We start from the raw sequence: 22,716 nt of genomic DNA, 5'->3' as shown, positions 1-22,716 counted from the left end.
CCGATCAGGTGGCCGACCGCTGCACAAGGCAACAGCCACAGATGGTGAATCAGTTGCAGGTCAACGCCGGCATAAAGGAACGCCGCCATCTTGATGGTGACCAGGATGAACCACAGGGCGAACAGCGTATCGCGAAACTGTTCCTTGGCCAGATGCTGGGCGGCAACAGCTATGATCAGTGGCGCGCCGATCAGTGAGGTGCCGCTGACATAGCCGCCGAGCATCAGAAACAGGGTGTCGACTACCCGACTGCGGCTGCGAAAAGGTCGGTTGCTGATATACGAAAGGGAATAGGCGGCAACGATGACGAAGATGATGATGCTCATGATATTGCCCGGCAGGGTCAGCAGGCCCAGCACACCGATCATCTTCGGAACGATCATGATGGCCAGAATACGGCCCAGATAGCGCCAGTCCACCGTGCTGACCGGCTTGGCCGAGTCGCCAGCTTGCCGGCGGTTGTTGAAAGCGATGGTAAGCGATGAGAAAAACAGCAGGTGCATCGCAATCAGGGGCAGGAAGACCAGCGGGTCATTGTGCACCAGCAGCAGAAAGGGCAAAGACAGCACGGCGCCGCCAAAACCCAGGCCGGACCGCACGAAGCCGCTCCAGACGAAGAGCAGGCCGATGAGTGCGTATTGATAGGGCAGCAGGTCGGCCATGGGAAAGAGGTCTCGAAGCAGATAGGCGTGCAAGTGTAAACGCTACGCCACAGCCGCCCAACACGTACGGCGCGCGCGGGATGATCTGCTAGGCTGAAAACAGTGTCTTTCATTCATTTTTCAATGAAGGGGCTCCGCCAGTGTCTGTTCATGATCCCTTCGGCCGCATCAGGGTTATGCTCGCAGCCTGCGTTTTCACGCTGGGCGTGCTGATGGTTGCTCAGGCTCTCTGGGCCCAGGGTCAGCAGGACCAGCGTAGCGCAATCATGCTGACGATCGATGGCGCGATCGGCCCGGCGACCATGGATTACGTGGTTCGCGGTATCGACCAGGCGCAAGAGGAGCGGGCCGCGTTGGTGATCATCCGCATGGATACGCCGGGGGGGCTGATGGAGTCCATGCGCAGCATCATCTCGAAGATTCTGGCGTCGCCGGTACCGGTGGCTACCTGGGTTGCTCCTGATGGCGCACGCGCTGCGAGCGCAGGTACCTACATTCTGTATGGCAGTCATATCGCTGCGATGGCACCGACCACCCACCTGGGCTCGGCAACGCCGGTGCAGATGGGTGGCACGCCGCAGATAGAGCCTGCACAGCCTGATGTCGAATCCAGTTCTGATGCCGATTCCGATTCCGATTCCAGTCAGACCGAGAGCCAGGCGGCGCCCACGGGCACGGCGATGGAGCGCAAGGTGCTGGAAGATTCGGTTGCGTACATCCGCAGTCTGGCCGAGCGACATGGCCGCAATGCGGACTGGGCGGAAGAGGCGGTGCGTGAAGCCGTCAATCTGGGTGCCAGGGAAGCGCTGGAAAACAATGTGGTGGATGTAGTCGCCAGCGATGTTGGCGATCTGCTGCAGCAGATCGATGGCCGCAGTGTGGCTATGGTGTCGGGTACTCATACCCTGAAGACCAGCAATCTGCTGGTCGAACGGGTCGACCCCAACTGGCGTACCCGACTGTTGTCGGTGATCACCAATCCGAACATCGCATTCTTTCTGATGATCGTCGGTTTCTACGGAATCATTTTTGAGCTGGCCAGTCCGGGGGAGCTGTTTCCCGGCATCGTTGGAGCTGTCTGTCTGATTCTGGCCCTGTTCGCGTTCCAGGTATTGTCGGTCAACTATGCTGGCCTGGCTTTGATCCTCCTCGGCCTTGGGCTGATCATCGCCGAGGTTTTCGCGCCGAGTTTCGGCATTCTGGGTATTGGCGGCACGGTCGCGTTCGTTATCGGTTCCGTGATCCTGATGGATGGCACCCAGCAGCAGGTATCCCTACCTATGGTGGGCGGTGTGGCGGCTGTCGCTGCCGGCTTCATGCTCTGGACTCTGACCCGTTTTATCAGTCTCCGCCACGTCCCTTCAGCCACTGGCGCCGATAGCATGATCGGTCGCAGCGCTGTTGCCGTGGACGATTTTCAACCATCTGGCGGAGCTCAGCAGCAGGGCTATCAAGGTCACGTGCAGGTTGCCGGCGAGCGTTGGAACGCAGTGGCGGATCACCCTGTCCAAGCTGGTGCGCCGGTTGTCATCGAAAGAATGGAAGGCCTGGTGCTCTATCTGAAACCACCTTGAGCTGACGTAAACAAGCTTGGCTGACGCAGATGCGCGACTCACCTCCCGGGAGAACTCACATGTTCGATTTTCTACCCTATCTGATACCCCTGCTTTTCCTGTTTGCCATTCTGGCTTCGGCGATCCGCATACTGCCCGAGTACCAACGCGGCGTGGTGTTCTTTCTCGGCCGGTTCCAGGGCGTCAAGGGTCCTGGTCTGGTTATCATTATTCCCGGTATCCAGCAGATGGCACGGGTAGATCTGCGCGTTGTCGCGCTCGATATTCCCGGCCAGGATGTGATTTCCAAGGATAACGTGACCGTACGGGTCAACGCGGTGCTCTATTACCGGGTGGTCGATCCGGAGCGGGCGATCATTCAGGTCGAGAATTTCGCCGAAGCCACCAGCCAGCTTGCGCAAACAACGCTGCGCTCGGTGCTGGGTAAGCACGACCTGGACGAAATGCTTTCGGAAAGGGACAAGCTTAATTCCGACATACAGGAAATTCTCGATTCGCAGACGGCCGAGTGGGGTATCAAGGTGGCCAACGTCGAGATCAAACATGTCGATCTGAACGAGTCGATGGTTCGGGCGATCGCGCGTCAGGCAGAAGCCGAGCGCGAGCGCCGGGCCAAAGTGATTCATGCTGAGGGAGAGCTGCAGGCTTCGGAGAAGCTGGTGGAGGCAGCACGAGTCATGTCCAGTGAGCCCGGCGCGATGCAGTTGCGCTATCTGCAGACACTGGCGGACATGAGCACCGGCAATGCGTCGACGATTGTTTTCCCGTTACCGATAGACCTGATCCAGAATATGGTCAAGGGTGGAAAGGGCCCCGGAGCCTGATCGAGTGAGGTCGGCGAAACGGTCAAAGGCCGGACGGCTCCTGGATATCAATTAGCGGTACCGTAGTGGACCCTGAGGATGACGAATTTACCCTGGATTACGGACATGGTCAGATCAGCGTCGAAATCGATGGCTGGGAGTGGTATGACGACAGCATTCCGGTACTGACTGGCGACACCGCCGCCCTATATGGCGAGGTAGAACAGCCTCTGTTCTTTGATGCCTCTATCGAGGCTGACAGCATGTTCGTGCAGGGTATGGGCATCTACTTCTATGCAAGCCCACCCGCAGACCGCCCCGATGTAATGCTTGCTCGCGGACGGCAGGTCGGCACCGGCCTGCTGTCCGTGGTTTATTGCACGAGGAAACGATGGGAGATAGACATGAGTGATCAGGTCACAGCGAAGGAACTGGGGCTGAACGTCAGCTCCGGTGATGAAAAGGATGTATTCAAATGGTTTCTCGCCAGCTTTCTGTTCGGCAAGCGGATTCAGCAGGATATCGCGGTGAAAACCTACAAGGTCATAGTGGAAAAGCATGGCCGGGATACACCGCGCAAACTGTGCAACTGCACCTGGCAGGAGCTGGTCGACATGCTCGGCGAAGGCAACTACACCCGTTATGACGAGTCGACCGCCGAGCGTCTGCTCAAGCTCTGTGAGAAGCTCAATGACGAATACGATGGCAAGGTGAGCAACATCCACGAAGCAAGCGAAAACCGCAAGGATTTGGAAAAACGGCTTGAGGAGTTTGAGGGTGTCGGTCCGAAGACAGTCGAGATCTTCATGCGTGAAGCAGCCAAGCGCTGGTAATGAGGCTGCTCCGGAAAATCCTCGCCTGGATTAATCAATAGTGAACTAACGTAACGCGCTGCGGTCTAAGTTGCAGCGCCAGTGGCGCCACATCGAGCCGGTCCGACCTATTGCAGGAGCACGCCATGAACATCGCATTGACGCCCTTGATTTCCCTTATTGCCGGTATCCTGATTCTGGTCGTTCCCCGCCTGTTGAATTACATCGTTGCGATCTACCTGATCATCATCGGTCTTGTAGGTCTGTTTGGTGGTGGATTCAATCTGCGCATGTAGCACAGGCAAGCCGGGTGCCGTTTCGGCTCGTCCGCGTCATCGTTGCGCCGTCCCCGGGATGACGCAACAATTAAACTGGCGCGGTTTATGCCGATTTTTCTGTCGACAGTTTCTTTTCCCAGAACATCGCTCGACCCATCTCCGGATCCAGCTCATAGCTGTTGAAGCCAAATGCCCGGTAGGCTGCCTGGGCGACGGTATTGCCCTCCAGTACTTCCAGCGTCATCTTGCAGCAGCCCAATGCCTGCGCCATTTCCTCAGCCTTTTCGAACAGCATTCTGCTCACGCCCTTGCCGCGATATCCGGACGCAACCACCACGTCATGAATATTCAGTAACGGCTTGCAGGCAAAGGTGGAAAAGCCCTCGAAGCAATTCATCAGACCCGCTGGCTGGCCGTCAGCCAGAGCCAGAATGATGTGGGCTGTATTGCGCTTGCGCAGTTCGCCGATCAGGTTTTCCCGCGTGCTCGCGGCCAGCGCAGCGCCGCCGCCCATCGGGTCGCGTGCATAATGGTCGAGCAGTTCGATGATGGCGTTGGCATGCTCGGGTGAGTTCAGGTCGGCCTCGACGATACAGATTGTGTCGGTGCCGGGTTCGGGGTGTGCGGACGTCATGGGATTTTCTTTTCCTTCGGGTTTTCTTCCATTTCCTTTTGCGCCACCAGCTTGGCTTCCGCAGTCTTGGGGGGCGTTAGGCTCAGTACCTGCCAGCCCGGTTTGGGATCAAGCCTGCCCTCATCGACGAATACTTCCAGCCGACCCTTGGGTGAGATCGCAAACAGCGGGACAACCTTGCCCTCGTGCAGTTGTGCCAGGCTGGTGAAGTCAAATTCCTCGGTCAGCCGGGTGCTGCGTATTTCCCATCCCTTACTCAGCAGGCTGGCCAGTTTGCTGTAGCTCATGCCCTTGTCGAACAGGGTGTGACCGCGGTGCTGGGTACCCAGCTTGTGCTTCTCCGCCGTATCGGTTTCAGTTGTGGATAAAAGTGTATATACCTTGTCGCCACCAAACTCGCTGGCATAGCGCATGCTGGCCACCACATTGATGCCCAGGCTGGGCGACAATGCGAGTAGCCGGCCAATACCTACCAGATCCAGATGCTGATCGGCGTAGGCGGAAACGGCGTTGCCATAAAAGGTTTCCAGCCCTTCCATGCGCGCTTCGCGAATGTGCTCCCATTGGGTGTCGGTCAACGTTACCCGTACCTCCTGCTTTTGCAGCGCGCGGGCGATGGCTCTGGCGACCGGGTTGGCGCCGACAATCAGAAAGCCCGAGGCGGCGGGTTCGGCGACTTTAAGTGCACGGGCCAGACCCCGCGAGGTTGCACTCTGCAGGACGACGGTGCCGATGATGATGGAGAATGTCAGCGGAACCAGAATCGCAGCTTCAGCATGCCCAGCTTCTTCCAGGCGTATTGCAAACAATGCCGAGACTGCGGCGGCGACAATGCCGCGGGGGGCGATCCAGGACAGCAGTGACTTTTCCTGCCAGGTCAGGCTCGAACCAATCGCAGACAGCCATATCGAAGCGGGTCGGGCGACCAGTTGCATGACCAGCAGCAGTAACAGGGGAGTCCAGCCCAGCACGAGAATGTCGTCAAGAGTGAGCCGTGCCGCCAGTAAAATGAACAGGCCTGAAATCAGCACTACGCTGAGATTTTCCTTGAAGTTGAGGATCTCGTTGATATGCAGATCCTTCTTGTTGGCCAGCCACATGCCCATCAACGTGACCGCCAGCAGGCCGGATTCGTGGGCGAGTGAATCGGAAATACTGAACGCGGCGAATACCACCGACAGGGTCGCCAGGTTCTGTAGGTAATGCGGTACCCAGCCACGCTTGAGTACGAAACCGAGAAACCAGCCACCGGCTATACCCAGGATGCTGCCCACGGCGATAATCTCGAGGAATGCGAACAGTCCATGGAGTACCCCGGCGCTCTGGCTTTGGGCGACGATGAACTCATACACCACAACCACCAGCAGAGCGCCGATGGGATCAATCAGGATGCCTTCCCAGCGCAGGATATTGGATATGTTGCGGTTGGGTCTCACGGTCCGCAGCATGGGCACGATCACAGTGGGACCAGTGACGACGGCTAGCGCCCCGAACAGAACACTCAGCTCCCAGCCCACACCGATCAGGTAGTGCGTGGCGATCGTGACGATCAGCCAGGTCACTGCCGCGCCAAGGGTGATCAGGCGTTGTACTACGGCCTTCTGGCTCCTTATTTCGCTCAGATTGAGCGTCAGGCTGCCCTCGAACAGGATGATTGCAACCGAGAGGCTGATCAGCGGAAACAGCAGATCACCGAACAGCTGGTCCGGGTCTATGACCGAAGTAAAGGGCCCAAGAACGATGCCCGCGGCGAGCAGGAACAGGATCGCCGGCAGCTTTACACGCCAGGCCAACCATTGACAGCCAAACGAAACCAGGCCGATGAGGGCGATGCTTAGACTTGCCGATAACAACATGAAAGGTCCTTGGGCGCGCAGATGAGCTGTCGAGTGTAGCGACAGCCAAAGATATGTCCAAACGGTTGGTTGAAAGGTTTGCCCGCTTGGATACGCAATATCCTGAACAGGGTCTGCAAGCAATACCTGCAGGGGCTTAGCGATATCAACAGTCTGTAGTCCGGTTTTTCCTATCGCTGGAATAGCTTTCCCCGGTGCGAGGCAAGCCTTGTCCCTATCCCCTTACTACCCTTGTTTATCCGTGCATTCGGCCGAATTGCCGCCTCGCGATGCATGTGGTGCCGGTGCCGGCCAACTAGAATGTCTCTGACGCGCCTGGCGCGAAATAAAAAACAATGCAAAACGGGACCATGTCATGTCAATGCGCGATAACCTCGACGCGGTACTACGCCGCGCCACCGATGCCGGCGATGTGCCGGGCGTGGTGGCAATGCTCACCGATGCTGACAACACCCTGTACACGGCTGCCTTCGGCAAGCGAGCTCTGGATAGCGGCGAGCCGATGACGCTGGATACCATCGGGCTGATTGCTTCCATGACTAAAGCCCTGACTTCCACAGCCATATTGCAGCTCACCGAGCGCGGCCAGGCGAATCTGGATACACACGCCGCACACTGGTTGCCCGAGTTGGGGGACGTCCAGGTGCTGGAAGGTTTCGATAGCGCAGGTGAGCCCGTTTTGCGAGCGCCAGTTCGGCCCATCACCCTACGGCACCTGCTGACGCATACCTCCGGCTTTGGCTACGAGTTTCTCAGCGAAGATCTGCAGCGTTATCAGGCTGTACGCAATATTCCGGAGCTGCTCAGCGGCCAGAAGGCGGCGCTGGACCTACCGCTGCTGTTCGATCCGGGTGAAAGCTGGGGCTATGGTATCGGCCTGGACTGGGCGGGCCTGGTGGTCGAGGCAATAAGCGGCAAGTCCCTGGGCGAATACCTGGCAGAGCATGTGATGGCACCACTGGGCATGACCGAAACCGCTTTTAAGCTGACGCCGCAGATGCGTGAGCGCATGGCGAAGATCCATCAGCGGACGGAAGACGGTAGCCTGATGCCGCTGGATCTGGAAATGCCCCAGGATGCCGAGTTCGAAATGGGCGGTGGCGGGCTCTATGGCACCGTAGGCGACTATCTCAAGTTTGTCCGCATGATCCTCAATGGTGGCCAGGGGGAGTACGGACGCGTGCTGCAACACGAGACTGTGGATCTGCTTTCGCGCAACCATATTGGCGATCTGGAAGTAGGCTCGTCGAAAACGGCCAACCCCATGCTGACCAACGATTTCGAGTTGCCGCCTGGCATCTCGCACAAGTGGGGTCTGGCGGCGATGATCAATCTTGATCCGCTACCCACCGGCCGCCCTGCCGGTAGTCTTATGTGGGCCGGCCTGGCCAATTCCTATTTCTGGATAGACCCGCAAACGGGTATTGCCGGTGTGATGATGACGCAGATATTCCCGTTCGCCGATGTGAAGGCTATGCCGTTGTTTATTGAATTCGAATACAACGTCTACCAGAGCCTCTGAATCTGTCCGCGACAAAAGCCGGGCGATGGCAGCCTGAGTCAGTCCTGGTGGCTGGGAGAGTCGCTGTCGTCGTCACCAGCCCCGGGGCTGCGCGGGCGAGTCCGGTCGTCCAGGTCGGGCTTTTGCTGCGACAGGCCTTCGGCCGAGACGATATGAAGATCGCGCTGCGGGAACGGAAACTCGATGTTGTGCTGGTGAAACAGATCCCATATCGCCAACCGGATCTTGCTGGCCACGTTAACCAGGCCCTGTTGCGGATCGCTTACCCAGACGCGCAGTTCGAAATCCACCGAGGAATTACCGAATCCGACCAGGTGGGCCTGCGGTGCATGGATACCATCGCGCATGACCCGGGTTTGAGTCAGCGCCGCCTCGACCATCAGTTCGATCGCCTTGTGCACGTCTGAGCGATAGGAAATCCCGACTTCAATCTTCAGTCTTACTGCAGTGTCGGAATAGCTCCAGTTGATTACCTGTTCGGTAATCAGATTCTCGTTGGGAATCAGGTACTCTTTGCCATCGCGGGTTGCGACGGTCGTATAACGGGCGCCCATTTGCCTGATCCAGCCGTAGGCGTCGCCGGTCTCGATCACATCGCCAGGCTTCAGCGAGCGGTCGAGCAGCAGGATGATGCCGCTGAACAGGTTGGATACGACCTTTTGCAGACCAAAGCCCAGACCGATGCCAAGTGCGCCGGAGAATACGGCCAGGGCCGTCAGGTTGACGCCGACGAAGGTGAGCGCCACTACCACCGCGACCAGATACAGAATGATGCGCAGCACTTTGCCGATCAGGACCCGGGCCGCCGGCGTTACGCCTTCGAGATAGACCAGTCGGCTGTCCACCAGCCGGGCCAGCAAGCTGGACAGCCAGATGAAGATGGTCAGCAGCAGAATGCCATTGATGAACCCCATCAGCGACAGCCGCATTTCACCGATGTTGAACGCAATCGAATCGAGCAGATCGAGAAAGGCTTGTAGCCAGCCAAGAATGGCCAGCGCCGCCACGAACCAGACTACAGCCGTTATCAGCTTGGCCCACCCCGGCTGGCGCAGGAAGCTGGTAGCCAGGCGTATGACTACCCAGGCAGTGAGCAGGTTGGCGGCAACGCGCAGCAGTTCGCCATCGAGGCCTGCGGTTTCGGTCGCACCATGGGCAACCCAGGCCAGCAAGGCGGCAGCGCCGGTGCTGATCACCAGCAGCAGGCGGTGCAGGGTGTAACGCATGCTTGGCAGCAGGGCTTCGCCGGCCAGCATTGTGTCGATGCGCGGTACCACAACTCGGCGCAGCAGGAATGCGGCAAGCAGTATGACAGCCAGCAGCAGCGTCTCGATCAACGTGCCGGCGGTAAACAGATAGCTTTCGGCCCAGTTGCCAACCGCATCCAGGCTGTCTTCGATGGAGATGGCTGGGACGTCCAGCGGCTCCTGTATATTATCTTGCGCCATGTAACTGATTGCAGCACCTTTGCCGGCGGTTGTCGAGGTGCGCTACCCGATGCTGGCTACGAGCAATGTCCAACCCATGCCCATCGCGGCGCATGCGCCCAGCAGAGGCAACATGCGCATCTTCAGGACGAATGCCAGCGTGAAGGCAATCAACGATATTGCCAGTAATGGCAGATTCACGCTGGGCAGCCGGGGGAGCAGCAGATCGAGCCCGTAACCGGTAAACCGGTGCTGCTCGGTGAACAGCGCGTTGAGCGCGAACCATAGCGCCAGATTGGCAATAACGCCAACTACAGCGGCGGTGATGGCCGCCAGCGCGGCGGCCAGGGCGCGGTTGCCACGCAGCTTCTCGACGTAGGGCGCACCTGCAAATATCCATAGGAAACACGGCAGGAAAGTGACCCAGAGTGTTAGCAACGCGCCAGCGGTCGCCGCCAGCAGGCTTGGCTGTGTAGAGCTCTCGCGCAGGCCGGCAAGAAAACCGACGAACTGGGTAACCAGGATGAGCGGCCCGGGGGTGGTTTCTGCCATAGCCAGGCCATTGAGCATTTCGCCGGGCTGCAACCACTGGTAGTGCTCCACGCCCTGCTGGGCCACATAGGCGAGCACCGCATAGGCACCACCAAAGGTAATCACGGCCATCTTCGAGAAGAATCCGGACAGCTGGGCGAACACGTTCTCCGCACCCAGTACCGCATAGAGTCCGCCAACCGTGCCGGCCCATAGCAGCAGGCAGGCGAGTGCAGCGAACCGCGTCCCGGGTCGCACCGTCACGGCGAGATCGGCCGCAGTCAGCGTGTCCGGGATGGTTGGCAAAAAACGGGCGCCCAGATAGCCGACAAATCCGGCGCCGATGATCACCAGCGGAAACGGCAGGTTGAATGCGAACAGCGCCAGGAAGGCAATCACCGCCAGCGCCGGCTTGAGTGGGCCTTGCAGGGTCCGAGCGGCGATCCGCAGCAGTGCTTGCACCACAATTGCCAGTACGGCGGCCTTGAGGCCGAAAAACAGGCCCTCTACCAGTGTCAGATTACCCAACAGTACATATAGCCAGGACAAGGCAAGGATTGCTGCTGCTCCTGGGAGAATGAACAGCAGCCCCGCCACGAGACCCCCGCGCACCCCATGCAGCAGCCAGCCAATATAGGTTGCCAGTTGCTGTGCTTCCGGACCCGGCAGCAGCATGCAGTAGTTCAACGCATGGAGAAAACGCGCTTCGTCGAGCCAGCCTTTTTCTTCCACGATGATTCGGTGCATCAGGGCGATTTGTCCCGCTGGTCCGCCGAAGCTGAGCAGGCCGATGCGCCACCACACGATCACCGCTTCACGAAAGGAGATAGGGGGCATGCCGGGATTCCTCTGTTGTCGGGTTGATGTCTGCTGTGCGGTGGGCGAGGCCGGAGGCTCTCCGGTTTTACCACAGTGTAATGACCCTTGCAGGCACGCCGACTCGGTATCGAAGCTCTGGATCTGACAGCTGGGCGGTTAGCGTCTATGCTGGCAGTACACTGAACGGCGGAAGGGGATACAACATGGCAGTCACAGCAACAGATCCAATCAAGATCATCTTCGCAATTCTCTTGCCACCTGTCGGGGTGTTCCTTGAGGTGGGCTTCAAGGGCCATTTCTGGTTGAACATCCTGCTGACGTTGTTCGGTTTCATCCCGGGCATCATCCATGCGCTGTATGTCATTCTCAAGCATTGAGGCAGTCTTGCTAGCCCAGGAAGCTGGTGGCGTTTGAGCAAGTGATAGCATAAAAAAACCCGGCGTTAGCCGGGTTTTTCATGCCGCTGGTCAGCAGCCGTAGCGCGCCTTGAACTCCCGGCGGCGACGGTGCAGAACCGGCTCCGTGTAGCCGTTGGGCTGTGCCGCACCCTCTACGCACAGCTCTACTGCAGCCTGGAATGCAATGCTGTCGTCGAAGTCCGCAGCCATTGGCTTGTAGGCCGGGTCGTGCTCGTTCTGACGGTCTACCACCGCAGCCATGCGCTTCATGGTTTCCATCACCTGCTCTTGCGTGCAGATACCGTGGCGCAACCAGTTGGCGATGTGCTGGCTGGAAATCCGCAGCGTTGCGCGGTCTTCCATCAGCCCTACATCGTTTATGTCGGGTACCTTGGAGCAGCCCACGCCATGATCGATCCAGCGCACAACGTAGCCGAGGATGCCCTGGGCGTTATTGTCCAGTTCTTGCTGGATTTCCTCGGCGGACCAGTCGGTCTTCTCTGCCAGCGGAATGGTCAGGATGTCATCGACCGAGGCGGGCTCCCGCTTGGCCAGTACTTCCTGGCGCTCGGCGACGTTGACCTTGTGGTAATGCAGAGCATGCAGTGTGGCAGCAGTGGGCGAGGGCACCCAGGCCGTGTTTGCGCCAGCCATCGGGTGACCGATCTTCTGCTCTAACATCGCGGCCATCAGATCGGGCATTGCCCACATGCCCTTGCCGATCTGCGCGCGACCCTTGAGGCCGGTCGCCAGGCCGATATCGACGTTGCTGTTCTCGTAGGCAGCAATCCATTTGGCGCCCTTGATTTCGCCTTTGCGAATGAACGCGCCGGCTTCCATCGAGGTGTGGATCTCGTCACCGGTGCGGTCGAGGAAGCCGGTGTTGATGAACGCCACGCGCTCGCTGGCAGCTTTGATGCAAGCCTTGAGATTGACCGTAGTACGGCGCTCCTCATCCATGATGCCGACCTTGAGGGTGTTGCGCTGCATGCCGAGCATGTCTTCCACGCGGCCGAACAGTTCGGTGGTGAACTCCACTTCTTCGGGACCGTGCATCTTCGGCTTGACGATATACACCGAGCCGGTGCGGGTGTTCTTGCGACTGGTATTGCCGTTCAGGTTGTGCAGCGCGATCAGGCTGGTGACAGCACCATCCATGATGCCTTCAGGTACTTCATTGCCGTCCTTGTCAAGAATCGCGTTGTTGGTCATCAGGTGGCCGACGTTACGCACGAAGAGCAGTGAGCGGCCATGCAGTGTCAGGCTTGAGCCGTCAGGGCGGGTGTACTCGCGGTCCGGGTTCATGGTGCGCGTGAAGTTGCTACCGCCCTTGGCGACGCTTTCCGCCAGGTCGCCCTTCATCAGACCCAGCCAGTTACTGTAGATCACGGTCTTGTCGTCGGCATCCACGGCGGCAACCGAGTCTTCGCAGTCCATGATGGTGGTCAGTGCTGACTCCATCAGCACGTCCTTGACGCCGGCGGCATCAGTCCGGCCGACGTTGCTTGTCGGGTCGATCTGGATTTCGAAATGCAGTCCGTTGTGCTTGAGTAGCACGCCCTGCGGCTGGTCAGCCTGACCGGTGTAGCCAGTGAGCTGGGCCGGATCCTGGAGCCCGGTCTGAGTGCCGTCCTTCAGTGCGACGGACAGTTGCCCGTCCTTGATCACGTAGCTGATGGCGTCGACATGGGAACCTTCAGCCAATGACGCTGCCTCATCGAGGAATACGCGAGCGAAGGCGATGACCTTGTTGCCGCGGATCTCGTTGTAGCCCGGACCCTTGGTGGCGCCGTCGGCTTCCGAGATGGCGTCGGTACCGTAGAGTGCGTCGTACAACGAGCCCCAGCGGGCGTTGGCCGCATTCAGGGCGAAGCGGGCATTCATCACCGGTACGACCAGCTGCGGGCCGGCCATTGTCGCTATTTCTTCGTCGACGTTGCTGGTGGTGGCCTGGAAGTCGTCGGGCTCGGGCAACAGGTAACCAATTTCCTGCAGGAACGCCTTATAGGCCGCAGCATCATGCGGCTGACCGGCGCGCTTCTGGTGCCAGGCATCGATTTGCGCCTGCAGGTCGTCACGTTTGGCGAGCAGGGCCCGGTTCTTCGGCGCCAGATCGTTGATCAGGGTTTCAAAGCCGGACCAGAAGGATGCGGCATCGACGCCGGAACCGGGTATGGCTTGCTGATTGATGAAGTCGTGAAGAACCTTGGCAACCTCGAGGCCGCCGACTTGGACGCGTTCAGTCATGGAAAACCCTCACTCTGCTGACAACCTGCGCGAACATGCACAGGGCGTGGAATTTGGAGACGCAGCATGTTACACGATGATCGGTTGCAAATCATGTTCAGGACGTGGAATTGTGTCGCGCCCCGTTTCATGATTGTGGAGCGCATCGTGATTGGTAAAGCGTATCCTAGTCGGGTAAAAGGTACTGCGCTCGTTTTGGCAAGTTGTTCCCCTATGACCAGTTGAGAAGCGAATGGATCAGGTTTTCTTGGATTTGCTGGTCGACCAGTTGCCGGAGCTGGAGCCCGGGCGCGAGCTGGACGCATCCGCGCGGCTCTATGCAGGCTATTACGGCATCGACTTCAGTGATCATGCGCCCCAGCATCTTGGCCGTATACAGGTCGACGAGTTTTCTGTGGCTGTGCAGGTATGGCTGCCCCCGCAGGCGCGCGGCACGCTTATCATATTGCATGGTTACTACGACCATATGGGCCTGTACCGTCATCTGATCAGTTGGGCATTGCAGCACGGGCTGGCGGTAATGGCGTTTGATCTGCCCGGTCATGGGCTGTCGAGCGGAGCGCGCGCCAGCATCGACTGTTTTCTGCGCTATCAGAAAGTGCTTGATGAGGTGCTCATACAAGCCTCCGGATGGGGGTTGCCTGCGCCCTGGCACCTGCTGGGGCAAAGCACCGGCGGCGCAATCCTGATCGATAAGCTGTTACATGGGCCGCTGCCCGAAGAGCTGGGACGCACGGTACTCATGGCGCCGCTGATCAGGCCCCGCAAATGGGGTGTCTCGCAGGTCAGCCTGCGGCTGCTCGGTGGCTTCGTTCAGCAACTGGGTCGACGCTTTACTGAAAACTCGACCGATCAGGAATTTCTCGACTTTGTCCGCAAGCGCGACCCATTGCAGTCACAGGTGCTGCCGGTGGCCTGGGCTCAGGCACTGGGCAGATGGATACCGCGAATCGAGCAGGCCGAGCCGAGCGCGCATACACCATTGATAGTCCAGGGTCAGCTTGACGGTACCGTTGACTGGCAGCACAACATGCGCGTTCTGGAGCAGAAGTTCGATAGTCCGCAGATATTCTACCTGCCGCAGGCGCGCCATCATCTGGCTAACGAGGACGAACTTATTCGCCGTCAGTACCTGGCTTGGCTCAGCCATGAGCTGGATATCTGAAAGCGCCTCGCGGCTCAGGGATTCAGCGCATCCTTTGCCGCCAGCTCCATTGCCTGGTAAATAGCCACTCCTGCAGCTGACTGGCTCCATTGCAGATAGTGCTCGAGCTCCTGGTCGCTGAGGTCGCGATAGACGTAGGCAAGAGTGTTGGGCAGGTCGGGCAGCATCTGGTTGCGGATGTTTTCCCGTCGCGTGCTGACCAGGTCTACCGGTACCTGAAACAGGCCGCCGAGAAGTTCGTTGGCACTGTCGGTAGCCAGGTTGGCCAGAGCCATCGACACCTCTACTCCGATCTCGAGTGCAGGCAGCGTGGAGCCCAGCTGGCGCAACAGGGTGTAGCGCTCAGGGTCAATCTGCTGCCTTGGAATGCCCTGCTGCATTGCCCTGACTGATTCTGGCGCCGTGGCCCTGGTTTCCAGTGCAACAATCCTGCGCCCAAGCGGGCTGTCATAGAACGCCATAGCCTGCTCATGAGCTGAATCGGTGAGCGAAACAGCCAGTCGGCTGCGGGCCCGGTTCTCCATTCCCTGCGGATCGAAGCGTACATTACTCTGGCGCACCAGGCTGGCATGAATGTTAGCCGGCAGCTGCTGGGCGTAACGCTGCTGGGCTGTGCTGAGAGCATGCTGAAAATGGCTTTGGTGTGTCGCCATTCCAGACACGTCGTAGAGTTGCCTCTGGGTGTCTGCCCGGGCTGTCATGGCGATGAGTGCTATGCTGAGCAGGAGCGTCATTGCCAGCAGGTGGATCGGTTTTAAACGCATAAGGTCTCGCAGGCTAAAGGGTGTGTGGGTCCGTATGCCGCCGCACGCTTGCGGGGCAGGCGCCAGAGGATACAATGCAACGGCTGTATGGTTCGAAGCGTCGACGATTGTTCCAGAGAAGTTTCTTCATGCCCGCCCCGGCTATTGGTCTAGCGTAGCATTCAATGCTGTTTTCGAGTTTATTATCATGTCCGAGTTCCCGCTTGCCCTTGGCGATTGCTTCGAGCGTATCGCCGATGATTTGGTGGCGCGCCGCTGGTCCGTCCAGGAACAGGCGTTGCCTGATGAGCTGGTGGGTCAGCTCGCCACTGTCTGCCGCCAGCTCTGGCATCGCGACGACCTGACTCCGGCCGCGGTCGGCCCGGCCGGAGAGGAACTGGTGATCCCGTCGATCCGCGGCGACTATACGCGCTGGCTGGACGATTGCCCGCCGACACTGGCTGGCGCTGCCTTTCTGCAGATCATGGATGGGCTGCGGGTTGCGCTCAATCACAGCCTCTTTATCGGGCTCGACAGCTTCGAGACTCATTATGCGCTCTATCCGCCGGGCGCGGGCTACCGTAAGCACCTGGACCGGTTCAAGGGCAGTCCGCTACGACAGGTGTCGGTGGTGGTATACCTGAATCAGGCCTGGCAGCCTGGAGATGGTGGCGAGTTGCGTCTGCATCTGGAGGAGGGTAAGCGTGACATAGCACCCCGCGGGGGCACACTGGCGGTATTCATGAGCGATAGCATCGTGCACGAGGTGCTGGCTGCAAACAGGGAGCGTGCGAGTCTGGTGGGGTGGTTTCGTCGGCGACCGGACAACCCGCTGTTGCGCTAGCGGGTTGCCGGGCCGATCAGTCGCCTGTGCCAGTCCGGATCAGAACAGCACGCGGGCGCGGATTGTGCCCTTGACTTGCTGGACCTTCTCCAGAGCCAGTTCGGAGGCGTCGGCGGAGACATCGATCACCACATAGCCAACCTTTTCGTTGGTCTGCAGGAACTGACCGCAGATGTTGATGTTGTTTTCCGCGAATACTCTGTTGATCTCGCTCATCACGCCGGGCACGTTCTGGTGGATGTGCAGTAGCCGGTGCATGCCCGGATGCGAGGGCAATGCCACTTCCGGGAAGTTTACCGAGGTGATGGAGGTGCCGTTGTCGCTGTAGCGCACCAGCTTCTCTGCCACTTCAAGGCCAATGTTGGCCTGGGCTTCCAGGGTTGAGCCGCCCACGTGTGGCGTCAGTATGCAGTTGTCGAATTCGCGCAACGGGCTGACGAACTCTTCCTTGTTGGAGCGTGGCTCGACCGGGAATACATCGATGGCTGCACCATTGAGATGCTTGTCGCCTAATGCGCCGGCCAGCGCGTCGATGTCCACTACGGTGCCGCGGGCGGCATTGATCAGGATCCCGCCGGGCTTCATGGCGCGGATCTCCTTCTCGCCCATCATCCATTTGGTTGCAGCGGTCTCGGGTACGTGCAGGGTGACGATGTCTGACATGCCCAGCAGTTCGTTAAGGGAGCCGACCTGGACTGCGTTGCCCAGTGGCAGCTTGGTCACTACGTCATAGAAGAACACCTGCATGCCCAAGCCTTCCGCCAGCACGGACAGCTGGGTACCGATCGAGCCGTAACCGACGATGCCCAGCTTCTTGCCGCGGATCTCGTAGGAGTTGTCCGCGCTCTTGATCCAGCCACCACGGTGACAGGAAGCATTCTTTTCCGGAATGCCGCGCAGCAGCAAAATGGATTCGGCCAGCACCAGTTCGGCTACCGAGCGCGTGTTGGAGAACGGAGCGTTGAACACCGCCACGCCCATTTCCATCGCGGCGGTCAGATCCACCTGGTTGGTGCCGATGCAGAAGCAGCCGACGGCAACCAGCTTTTGCGCGTGACTGAACACTTCGGCCGTTAGCTGAGTGCGCGAGCGGATACCGATGAAATGCGCCTCGGCGATGGATTCTTTCAACTGGTCTTCCGGAAGTGACCCGGTGTGGTACTCGATGTTGGTGTAACCGGCAGCCTTGAGCGTATCGACGGCGGTCTGGTGGACGCCCTCGAGGAGCAGAAACTTGATCTTGCTTTTGTCCAGCGAGGTTTTGTTCATGGTGTCGGATACCCGCAATGCTGATTAAAATTAGCTTTCAGGATTCTGTGACGCTTTTTGTCGCAGCAACAGTCCTGTTTCGGAAGCCGCGTATGCTAGCATAATCTCCCTTTTTTGATGCCCGTACCTGTATGAAAAGTCTTCAGGTATTGCATGAATTTCGTTCGAGAGCCGCCCATGACCCCAGACGCCATTATCGATACCCTGAAAACGCTGGTTGATGCCGACAAGGTGCGCACCGACGCCGAGTCGCTGAATACCTGGGGCAAGGACTGGACCAAGCATTTCGAGCCCGCACCGTTGGCGATTGTGTTTCCCAAAAGCGCGGAGCAGGTGCAGGCGCTGGTGCGTTTTGCTAACGATCAGAAGCTGGCGCTGGTGCCTTCAGGTGGGCGTACCGGGCTATCGGCTGCAGCGGTAGCGGCTAATGGCGAAATTGTCGTGTCCTTCGACTACATGAACCAGATTGTCGAGTTCAATGAATTCGATCGCACCGTCGTATGCCAGCCGGGCGTGGTCACGGCACAGCTGCAGCAGTTTGCCGAGGAAAAAGGGCTCTACTACCCGGTTGACTTCGCCTCCGCCGGATCCAGCCAGATCGGCGGTAACATCGGCACCAACGCCGGTGGCATCAAGGTGATTCGCTATGGCATGACGCGTAACTGGGTGGCCGGCCTGAAAGTAGTCACTGGCACCGGCGAGTTACTGGAACTGAACAAGGATCTGACCAAGAACGCGACCGGCTACGACCTGCGTCAGCTTTTTATCGGTGCCGAAGGCACTCTGGGCTTCGTTGTCGAGGCGACCATGAAGCTGGAACGCGCGCCACGCAATCTGACGGCGATGGTGCTGGGTACTCCGGACTTCGATTCGATCATGCCGGTGCTGCACGCGTTCCAGAACCGTATCGATCTGACCGCCTTCGAATTCTTTTCTGACAAGGCAATGGCCAGGATCATGGCCCGCGGCGACGTACCTGCGCCCTTCGAGACCGATTGCGCGTTTTATGCGCTGCTCGAATTCGAGGCCTTGAACGAGGATGTCGCCAACGATGCACTGGCCACCTTCGAGCACTGTGTCGAGCAGGGGTGGGTACTCGATGGCGTGATGAGCCAGAGTGAGCAGCAGCTGCAGAACCTGTGGAAACTGCGTGAGTTCATCTCCGAGACCATCTCCCATTGGACGCCCTACAAGAATGACATTTCAGTCACCGTGGGCAAGGTGCCGGCCTTTCTGCACGACATCGACGCGATCGTGGCCGAGCATTACCCCGACTTCGAGATCGTCTGGTTCGGACATATCGGTGACGGCAACCTGCACCTGAACATCCTCAAGCCCGAGACTCTGTCCAAGGACGAGTTCTTCGCGCGCTGCGCAACGGTGAACAAGTGGGTCTTTGAGATCGTGCAGAAATACAATGGGTCGATATCCGCTGAGCACGGCGTGGGGATGACCAAGCGCGACTACCTGACCTACAGCCGCAGTGAAGCAGAGATTGCGATCATGAAATCGATCAAGCAGGTGTTTGATCCGAGCGGGATCATGAACCCGGGCAAGATCTTCCCCTGAGCTCAAGAATCAACTACAGCAAGGAGTGTCCATGAACTACCAACACCGTTACGCTGATGGTTCTCCTGCTGACCTCCCAGTAGGCAAGGTGGTGTGCGTAGGTCGCAACTATGCGGAGCACGCTAAAGAACTTAACAATCCGGTCCCCACCGAGCCGCTGTTGTTCCTCAAACCTTCAACCGCGATAGTTCCGCTTGCTGAGTCGATTGTGCTGAACCCTTCGCGTGGTCCGGTGCACTACGAAACTGAAATTGCGCTGCTGATCGGTAGCACACTCTCGGGCGAGGTGAACGAAGCCGAAGCAACGGCAGCGATCGCTGGTGTCGGTTTGGCTCTGGATCTGACTCTGCGCGAATTGCAGGATCAGTTGAAAGCCAAGGGCCATCCCTGGGAACGGGCCAAGGCCTTTGATGGCGCATGTCCCCTGTCGGTGTTCATACCCGCCACGTCGGCTCCGCAGCTGGATGACATCGCGCTGCAGCTGCGGATCAATGGCGAAGTCCGCCAGCAGGGCAGGAGCGCTCAGATGATCACGCCAATAGCCATTCTCCTGCAACAGATCTCGACGGTATTCACCCTGTTGCCGGGCGACGTGGTTATCACCGGCACGCCTGCGGGGGTGGGCATACTGCATGCCGGCGATCGGCTGGACCTGTCCATCCCCGGCCAGCTCGAGCTGTCGACTTCTGTGCAGGGCTGAGATGCAAAGCTGATATTTTCCAGCGCCTGGCACCGGACCTTCCCTCGTCTGGTTTTCACAGGATCTCGCAGTCACTGTTAGCGGGAAGCCGATATTGAGAGTGCTACTTGCCCTCGTTGTGCTATGCCTGCTGGCCGCTGGCCGCAGGCGGCTATGTAAGGCTGAATCATCTCGATGTACTCTTGTGGCAGAACTGGATGCTCAACCGCCAGGCTGCGCCAGACGGATCCCTGGAGCTGGGACGCTATAAGGTGGCTATCGAGGCGCGCGAAGTGCCTGGAGTGGATGATGATCGTTCATCACTGACCAAGCACTGGGAAAGCGGCCACATCCTGCTGTCGAGCGATGAGTCGCATATGGTTGTCGGGTAAGCCGTCGATCGGCGACCGCTCAGCCTGCTGGGGCTTCGGCAGCGCATGCATGGCTCGCGCGATACGGTAAAACAGGCCGAAGGGCTGGCGGTGGATGACCGTAAACGAATCTATGTCGTCAGCGAACCCAATCTGTTCTACCGTTTCGTACCGGAGCACTAGCGACCGAATCAGGTCCGCTTGAGTGTCTTGACGCCGTCGGCGGTGCCTAACAGTAGAATGTCGGCGGGGCGGGCAGCAAACAATCCGTTGCAGACCACGCCGACGATCGCATTGAGCTGCTCCTCCAGTTTGCGCGGGTCATGGATCTGCATGTTGTGTACATCCAGGATCACGTTACCGTTATCGGTTACCACACCTTCGCGGTAGACCGGATCCCCGCCAAGTTTGACTATTTCCCGGGCTACATGGCTACGGGCCATCGGGATCACTTCCACCGGCAGCGGGAATGCACCCAGGGTGTCGACCAGCTTGCTGCCGTCGGCGATGCAGATAAAAGTCTCCGCCACGGCCGCGACAATCTTTTCCCGGGTCAGCGCTGCGCCGCCGCCCTTGATCAGCTCCAGATGCTTGTTGGTCTCGTCGGTACCGTCCACGTAATAGTCCAGCCTGCCGACGCTGTTGAGGTCGTGCACCTGGATGCCGTGTTGCCTCAGTCGCTCAGCGGTCGCTTCCGAGCTGGCTACGGCGCCATCAAAGAAGCCCTTGTGTTTTGCCAGGGCGTCGATAAAGCAATTAGCAGTCGACCCGGTGCCTACGCCGATAACGCTGGTGTCTTCCAGGTGGGGTAGCAGAATATCCACCGCGGCCTGGCCGACGGCCTGTTTCAGTTCATCCTGGGACATGCTTGATACCTCTGCTCGGCGTTATTCAAAGTATTAAATTATACGCACCCGCAAGCGGCAGCGTGTAGTCGCAGGGCAGGTGATTCGCTAGACTGGCTGTTTTCACCGGAACAAGCCCAAACCCCATGCTGGAAACCTACGTCAAGAAGATCCTCAGCTCCCGCGTTTATGATGTCGCAGTGGAGACGCCGATTCATGCGGCCCCGTTTCTGTCCGAGCGGTTGGGCAATACGGTGCTGCTCAAGCGTGAAGACCTGCAGCCCGTGTTTTCGTTCAAGATTCGGGGGGCCTATAACAAGCTGGCATTGCTCACAGACGAGCAGCGTGCCTGTGGCGTTGTGACCGCCTCGGCTGGCAACCATGCCCAGGGCCTGGCATATGCCGCGCGACATCTCGGCGTCAAGGCAACCATCGTCATGCCGCGTACGACTCCGGAGATCAAGGTGCGCGCGGTGCGTGCGCGGGGAGCGAAGGTGGTACTGCACGGGGATGCCTTCGATGAGGCGCTGGCTTATTCGCAGAAGCTTATCAAGGAGAAAGGGCTGGTTTACATCCACCCCTTCGATGATCCGGACACCATCGCAGGTCAGGGCACCATTGCCATGGAGATCCTGCGTCAGCACCAGGGGCAGCTCGACGCCATTTTTGTTCCGGTGGGCGGTGGCGGCCTGATCGCCGGGATCGCCGCTTACGTCAAATACCTGCGGCCCGAGATTCGCGTGATTGGTGTTGAGCCCGCTGATGCGGCCTGTCTGCAGGCGGCAATGGCGGCGGACGAACGCGTGGTGTTGAGTCAGGTAGGGCTGTTTGCCGACGGGGTCGCGGTCGCGCAAATTGGCGAGCACACCTTTGAAGTGTGCCGGCATTACGTCGACGAGGTGATTACGGTCACCACCGACGAGATGTGCGCGGCGATCAAGGATATCTACGATGACACTCGTTCGATCTGCGAGCCGGCGGGTTGTCTGGGCGTGGCGGGCATCAAGAAATACGTCGAGCGCGAAGAGTGCAGTGGCAAGGTATTCATTGCGATCGATTCCGGCGCCAACGTCAATTTTGACCGCCTGCGTCATGTGGCCGAGCGCGCCGAGATCGGCGAGAAGCGCGAGGCGCTGTTGGCAGTCACGATTCCGGAAAAACCCGGCAGCTTCAAGGCGTTCTGCCAGGCGATCGGCAAGCGCTCGATCACCGAGTTCAACTACCGCTATCACGACAACGCCGAAGCGCACATCTTTGTCGGCGTGCAGACCCATCCCGAGCTCGATCCCCGTGATGCGCTGGTGGAAATGCTGGGGAGCCAGGGCTTCCCGGTGCTGGATCTGACCGACAACGAACTGGCCAAGCTGCATATCCGGCATATGGTGGGGGGGCACTGCGAGCAGGTGACCGATGAGGTGGTCTATCGTTTCGAATTCCCTGAGCGGCCGGGTGCGCTGTTCAATTTTCTCAACAAGCTGGGCGCGCGCTGGAATATCTCCATGTTCCATTACCGCAATCATGGCGCCGCGTACGGACGGGTTGTGGTGGGCCTGCAGGTTGCTGAAGCAGACAGGCACAAGGTGCCCGAGACGCTGGACAGTATCGGTTACATGTATTGGGATGAGACTGACAACCCGGCTTATCGACTTTACCTTGCTTGAGGGGCTC

21 protein-coding genes and 1 pseudogene are annotated in these 22,716 nt (G+C 58.9%); 13 read left to right on the top strand and 9 right to left on the bottom strand.

Translation table 11 applies throughout. The annotated features are described in order from the left end of the window. The coding region (locus ABYA88_RS06775) for a TSUP family transporter (RefSeq protein ID WP_373186237.1) at positions 1-662 on the bottom strand (662 nt) is incomplete at its 3' end. A 140-nt stretch (positions 663-802) separates the two neighbouring features. Between ABYA88_RS06775 and ABYA88_RS06770 the strand changes: the two genes are divergently transcribed. The 4 genes from ABYA88_RS06770 to ABYA88_RS06755 all read left to right on the top strand — a co-directional run bounded on the left by ABYA88_RS06770 (position 803) and on the right by ABYA88_RS06755 (position 4,147). After that, the gene (locus ABYA88_RS06770; RefSeq protein ID WP_373186236.1) at positions 803-2,236 is read left to right on the top strand and encodes a nodulation protein NfeD; all 1,434 of its coding nucleotides are present in this window, start codon (positions 803-805) and stop codon (positions 2,234-2,236) included. Positions 2,237-2,295: 59 nt separating this feature from the next. Next, entirely contained in the window at positions 2,296-3,060 is a 765-nt protein-coding gene (locus ABYA88_RS06765; protein ID WP_373186235.1) for a slipin family protein, read from the top strand. A 383-nt stretch (positions 3,061-3,443) separates the two neighbouring features. Next, entirely contained in the window at positions 3,444-3,872 is a 429-nt protein-coding gene (locus ABYA88_RS06760) for a DNA methylase (protein WP_373186242.1), read from the top strand. 125 nt (positions 3,873-3,997) lie between these two features. Beyond that, positions 3,998-4,147, top strand: a complete 150-nt coding sequence (locus tag ABYA88_RS06755; RefSeq protein ID WP_373186234.1) for a DUF3096 domain-containing protein — start codon at positions 3,998-4,000, stop codon at positions 4,145-4,147. Between the two features lie 85 nt (positions 4,148-4,232). Here the strand turns inward: ABYA88_RS06755 and ABYA88_RS06750 are convergent, their stop codons facing one another. Then, a complete protein-coding gene (locus ABYA88_RS06750; RefSeq protein ID WP_373186233.1) occupies positions 4,233-4,763 on the bottom strand; it encodes a GNAT family N-acetyltransferase in 531 nt (176 codons plus the stop codon). Next, entirely contained in the window at positions 4,760-6,619 is a 1,860-nt protein-coding gene (locus tag ABYA88_RS06745; protein WP_373186232.1) for a cation:proton antiporter, read from the bottom strand. The genes ABYA88_RS06750 and ABYA88_RS06745 overlap by 4 nt, the downstream gene beginning before the upstream one ends. Before the next feature lie 355 nt (positions 6,620-6,974). On the opposite strand from ABYA88_RS06745, the gene ABYA88_RS06740 reads away from it, so the two are divergent. Continuing rightward, positions 6,975-8,141, top strand: a complete 1,167-nt coding sequence (locus tag ABYA88_RS06740) for a serine hydrolase domain-containing protein (protein ID WP_373186231.1) — start codon at positions 6,975-6,977, stop codon at positions 8,139-8,141. Positions 8,142-8,179: 38 nt separating this feature from the next. Here the strand turns inward: ABYA88_RS06740 and ABYA88_RS06735 are convergent, their stop codons facing one another. Together ABYA88_RS06735 and chrA are read right to left on the bottom strand one after the other, a co-directional pair. Further along, entirely contained in the window at positions 8,180-9,589 is a 1,410-nt protein-coding gene (locus tag ABYA88_RS06735) for a mechanosensitive ion channel family protein (RefSeq protein ID WP_373186229.1), read from the bottom strand. A 42-nt stretch (positions 9,590-9,631) separates the two neighbouring features. After that, positions 9,632-10,936, bottom strand: coding sequence for a chromate efflux transporter (gene chrA, locus ABYA88_RS06730; RefSeq protein WP_373186228.1), 1,305 nt, complete (start codon positions 10,934-10,936; stop codon positions 9,632-9,634). Positions 10,937-11,121: 185 nt separating this feature from the next. On the opposite strand from chrA, the gene ABYA88_RS06725 reads away from it, so the two are divergent. Beyond that, positions 11,122-11,295 carry a YqaE/Pmp3 family membrane protein gene (locus ABYA88_RS06725; protein ID WP_373186226.1) on the top strand — a complete coding sequence of 58 codons (174 nt, stop codon included), beginning with the start codon at positions 11,122-11,124 and terminating at the stop codon, positions 11,293-11,295. Between the two features lie 90 nt (positions 11,296-11,385). On the opposite strand, the gene ABYA88_RS06720 is transcribed toward ABYA88_RS06725, so the two are convergent. Next, entirely contained in the window at positions 11,386-13,563 is a 2,178-nt protein-coding gene (locus ABYA88_RS06720) for a malate synthase G (RefSeq protein WP_373186225.1), read from the bottom strand. A 232-nt stretch (positions 13,564-13,795) separates the two neighbouring features. Between ABYA88_RS06720 and ABYA88_RS06715 the strand changes: the two genes are divergently transcribed. Then, complete coding sequence (locus ABYA88_RS06715; RefSeq protein WP_373186223.1) at positions 13,796-14,728, top strand: alpha/beta hydrolase; 933 nt, start codon at positions 13,796-13,798, stop codon at positions 14,726-14,728. A 14-nt stretch (positions 14,729-14,742) separates the two neighbouring features. Here the strand turns inward: ABYA88_RS06715 and ABYA88_RS06710 are convergent, their stop codons facing one another. Then, the gene (locus ABYA88_RS06710) at positions 14,743-15,492 is read right to left on the bottom strand and encodes a DUF2059 domain-containing protein (protein WP_373186222.1); all 750 of its coding nucleotides are present in this window, start codon (positions 15,490-15,492) and stop codon (positions 14,743-14,745) included. A gap of 187 nt (positions 15,493-15,679) precedes the next feature. On the opposite strand from ABYA88_RS06710, the gene ABYA88_RS06705 reads away from it, so the two are divergent. Then, on the top strand, positions 15,680-16,315 hold the full coding sequence (locus ABYA88_RS06705) for a 2OG-Fe(II) oxygenase (RefSeq protein WP_373186220.1): 636 nt from the start codon (positions 15,680-15,682) through the stop codon (positions 16,313-16,315). A 39-nt stretch (positions 16,316-16,354) separates the two neighbouring features. On the opposite strand, the gene serA is transcribed toward ABYA88_RS06705, so the two are convergent. Then, positions 16,355-17,584 (bottom strand): phosphoglycerate dehydrogenase, encoded by a 1,230-nt coding sequence (gene serA, locus ABYA88_RS06700; RefSeq protein ID WP_373186219.1) that lies wholly within the window; start codon positions 17,582-17,584, stop codon positions 16,355-16,357. 177 nt (positions 17,585-17,761) lie between these two features. Here serA and ABYA88_RS06695 point away from each other — a divergent pair, with 177 nt between their 5' ends. From ABYA88_RS06695 to ABYA88_RS06680, 4 genes and pseudogenes are all read left to right on the top strand, one after another. Beyond that, positions 17,762-19,153 (top strand): FAD-binding oxidoreductase, encoded by a 1,392-nt coding sequence (locus ABYA88_RS06695; protein WP_373186218.1) that lies wholly within the window; start codon positions 17,762-17,764, stop codon positions 19,151-19,153. A 31-nt stretch (positions 19,154-19,184) separates the two neighbouring features. Then, positions 19,185-19,853 (top strand): fumarylacetoacetate hydrolase family protein, encoded by a 669-nt coding sequence (locus tag ABYA88_RS06690; RefSeq protein ID WP_373186217.1) that lies wholly within the window; start codon positions 19,185-19,187, stop codon positions 19,851-19,853. Between the two features lie 107 nt (positions 19,854-19,960). Continuing rightward, a complete protein-coding gene (locus tag ABYA88_RS06685) occupies positions 19,961-20,224 on the top strand; it encodes a hypothetical protein (RefSeq protein ID WP_373186216.1) in 264 nt (87 codons plus the stop codon). A gap of 21 nt (positions 20,225-20,245) precedes the next feature. Next, positions 20,246-20,386 (top strand): annotated as a pseudogene (locus tag ABYA88_RS06680) (SdiA-regulated domain-containing protein); the annotation flags it as partial. 8 nt (positions 20,387-20,394) lie between these two features. On the opposite strand, the gene rpiA reads toward ABYA88_RS06680, so the two are convergent. Next, positions 20,395-21,069, bottom strand: coding sequence for a ribose-5-phosphate isomerase RpiA (rpiA, locus tag ABYA88_RS06675; RefSeq protein ID WP_373186215.1), 675 nt, complete (start codon positions 21,067-21,069; stop codon positions 20,395-20,397). A gap of 125 nt (positions 21,070-21,194) precedes the next feature. On the opposite strand from rpiA, the gene ilvA reads away from it, so the two are divergent. After that, a complete protein-coding gene (ilvA, locus tag ABYA88_RS06670) occupies positions 21,195-22,709 on the top strand; it encodes a threonine ammonia-lyase, biosynthetic (RefSeq protein ID WP_373186213.1) in 1,515 nt (504 codons plus the stop codon). Positions 22,710-22,716: the final 7 nt, after the last annotated feature.

Source organism: Halopseudomonas sp., from assembly GCF_041579695.1.
Taxonomy (GTDB): domain Bacteria; phylum Pseudomonadota; class Gammaproteobacteria; order Pseudomonadales; family Pseudomonadaceae; genus Halopseudomonas.
This window is presented reverse-complemented; position numbering and strand designations above follow the sequence as displayed.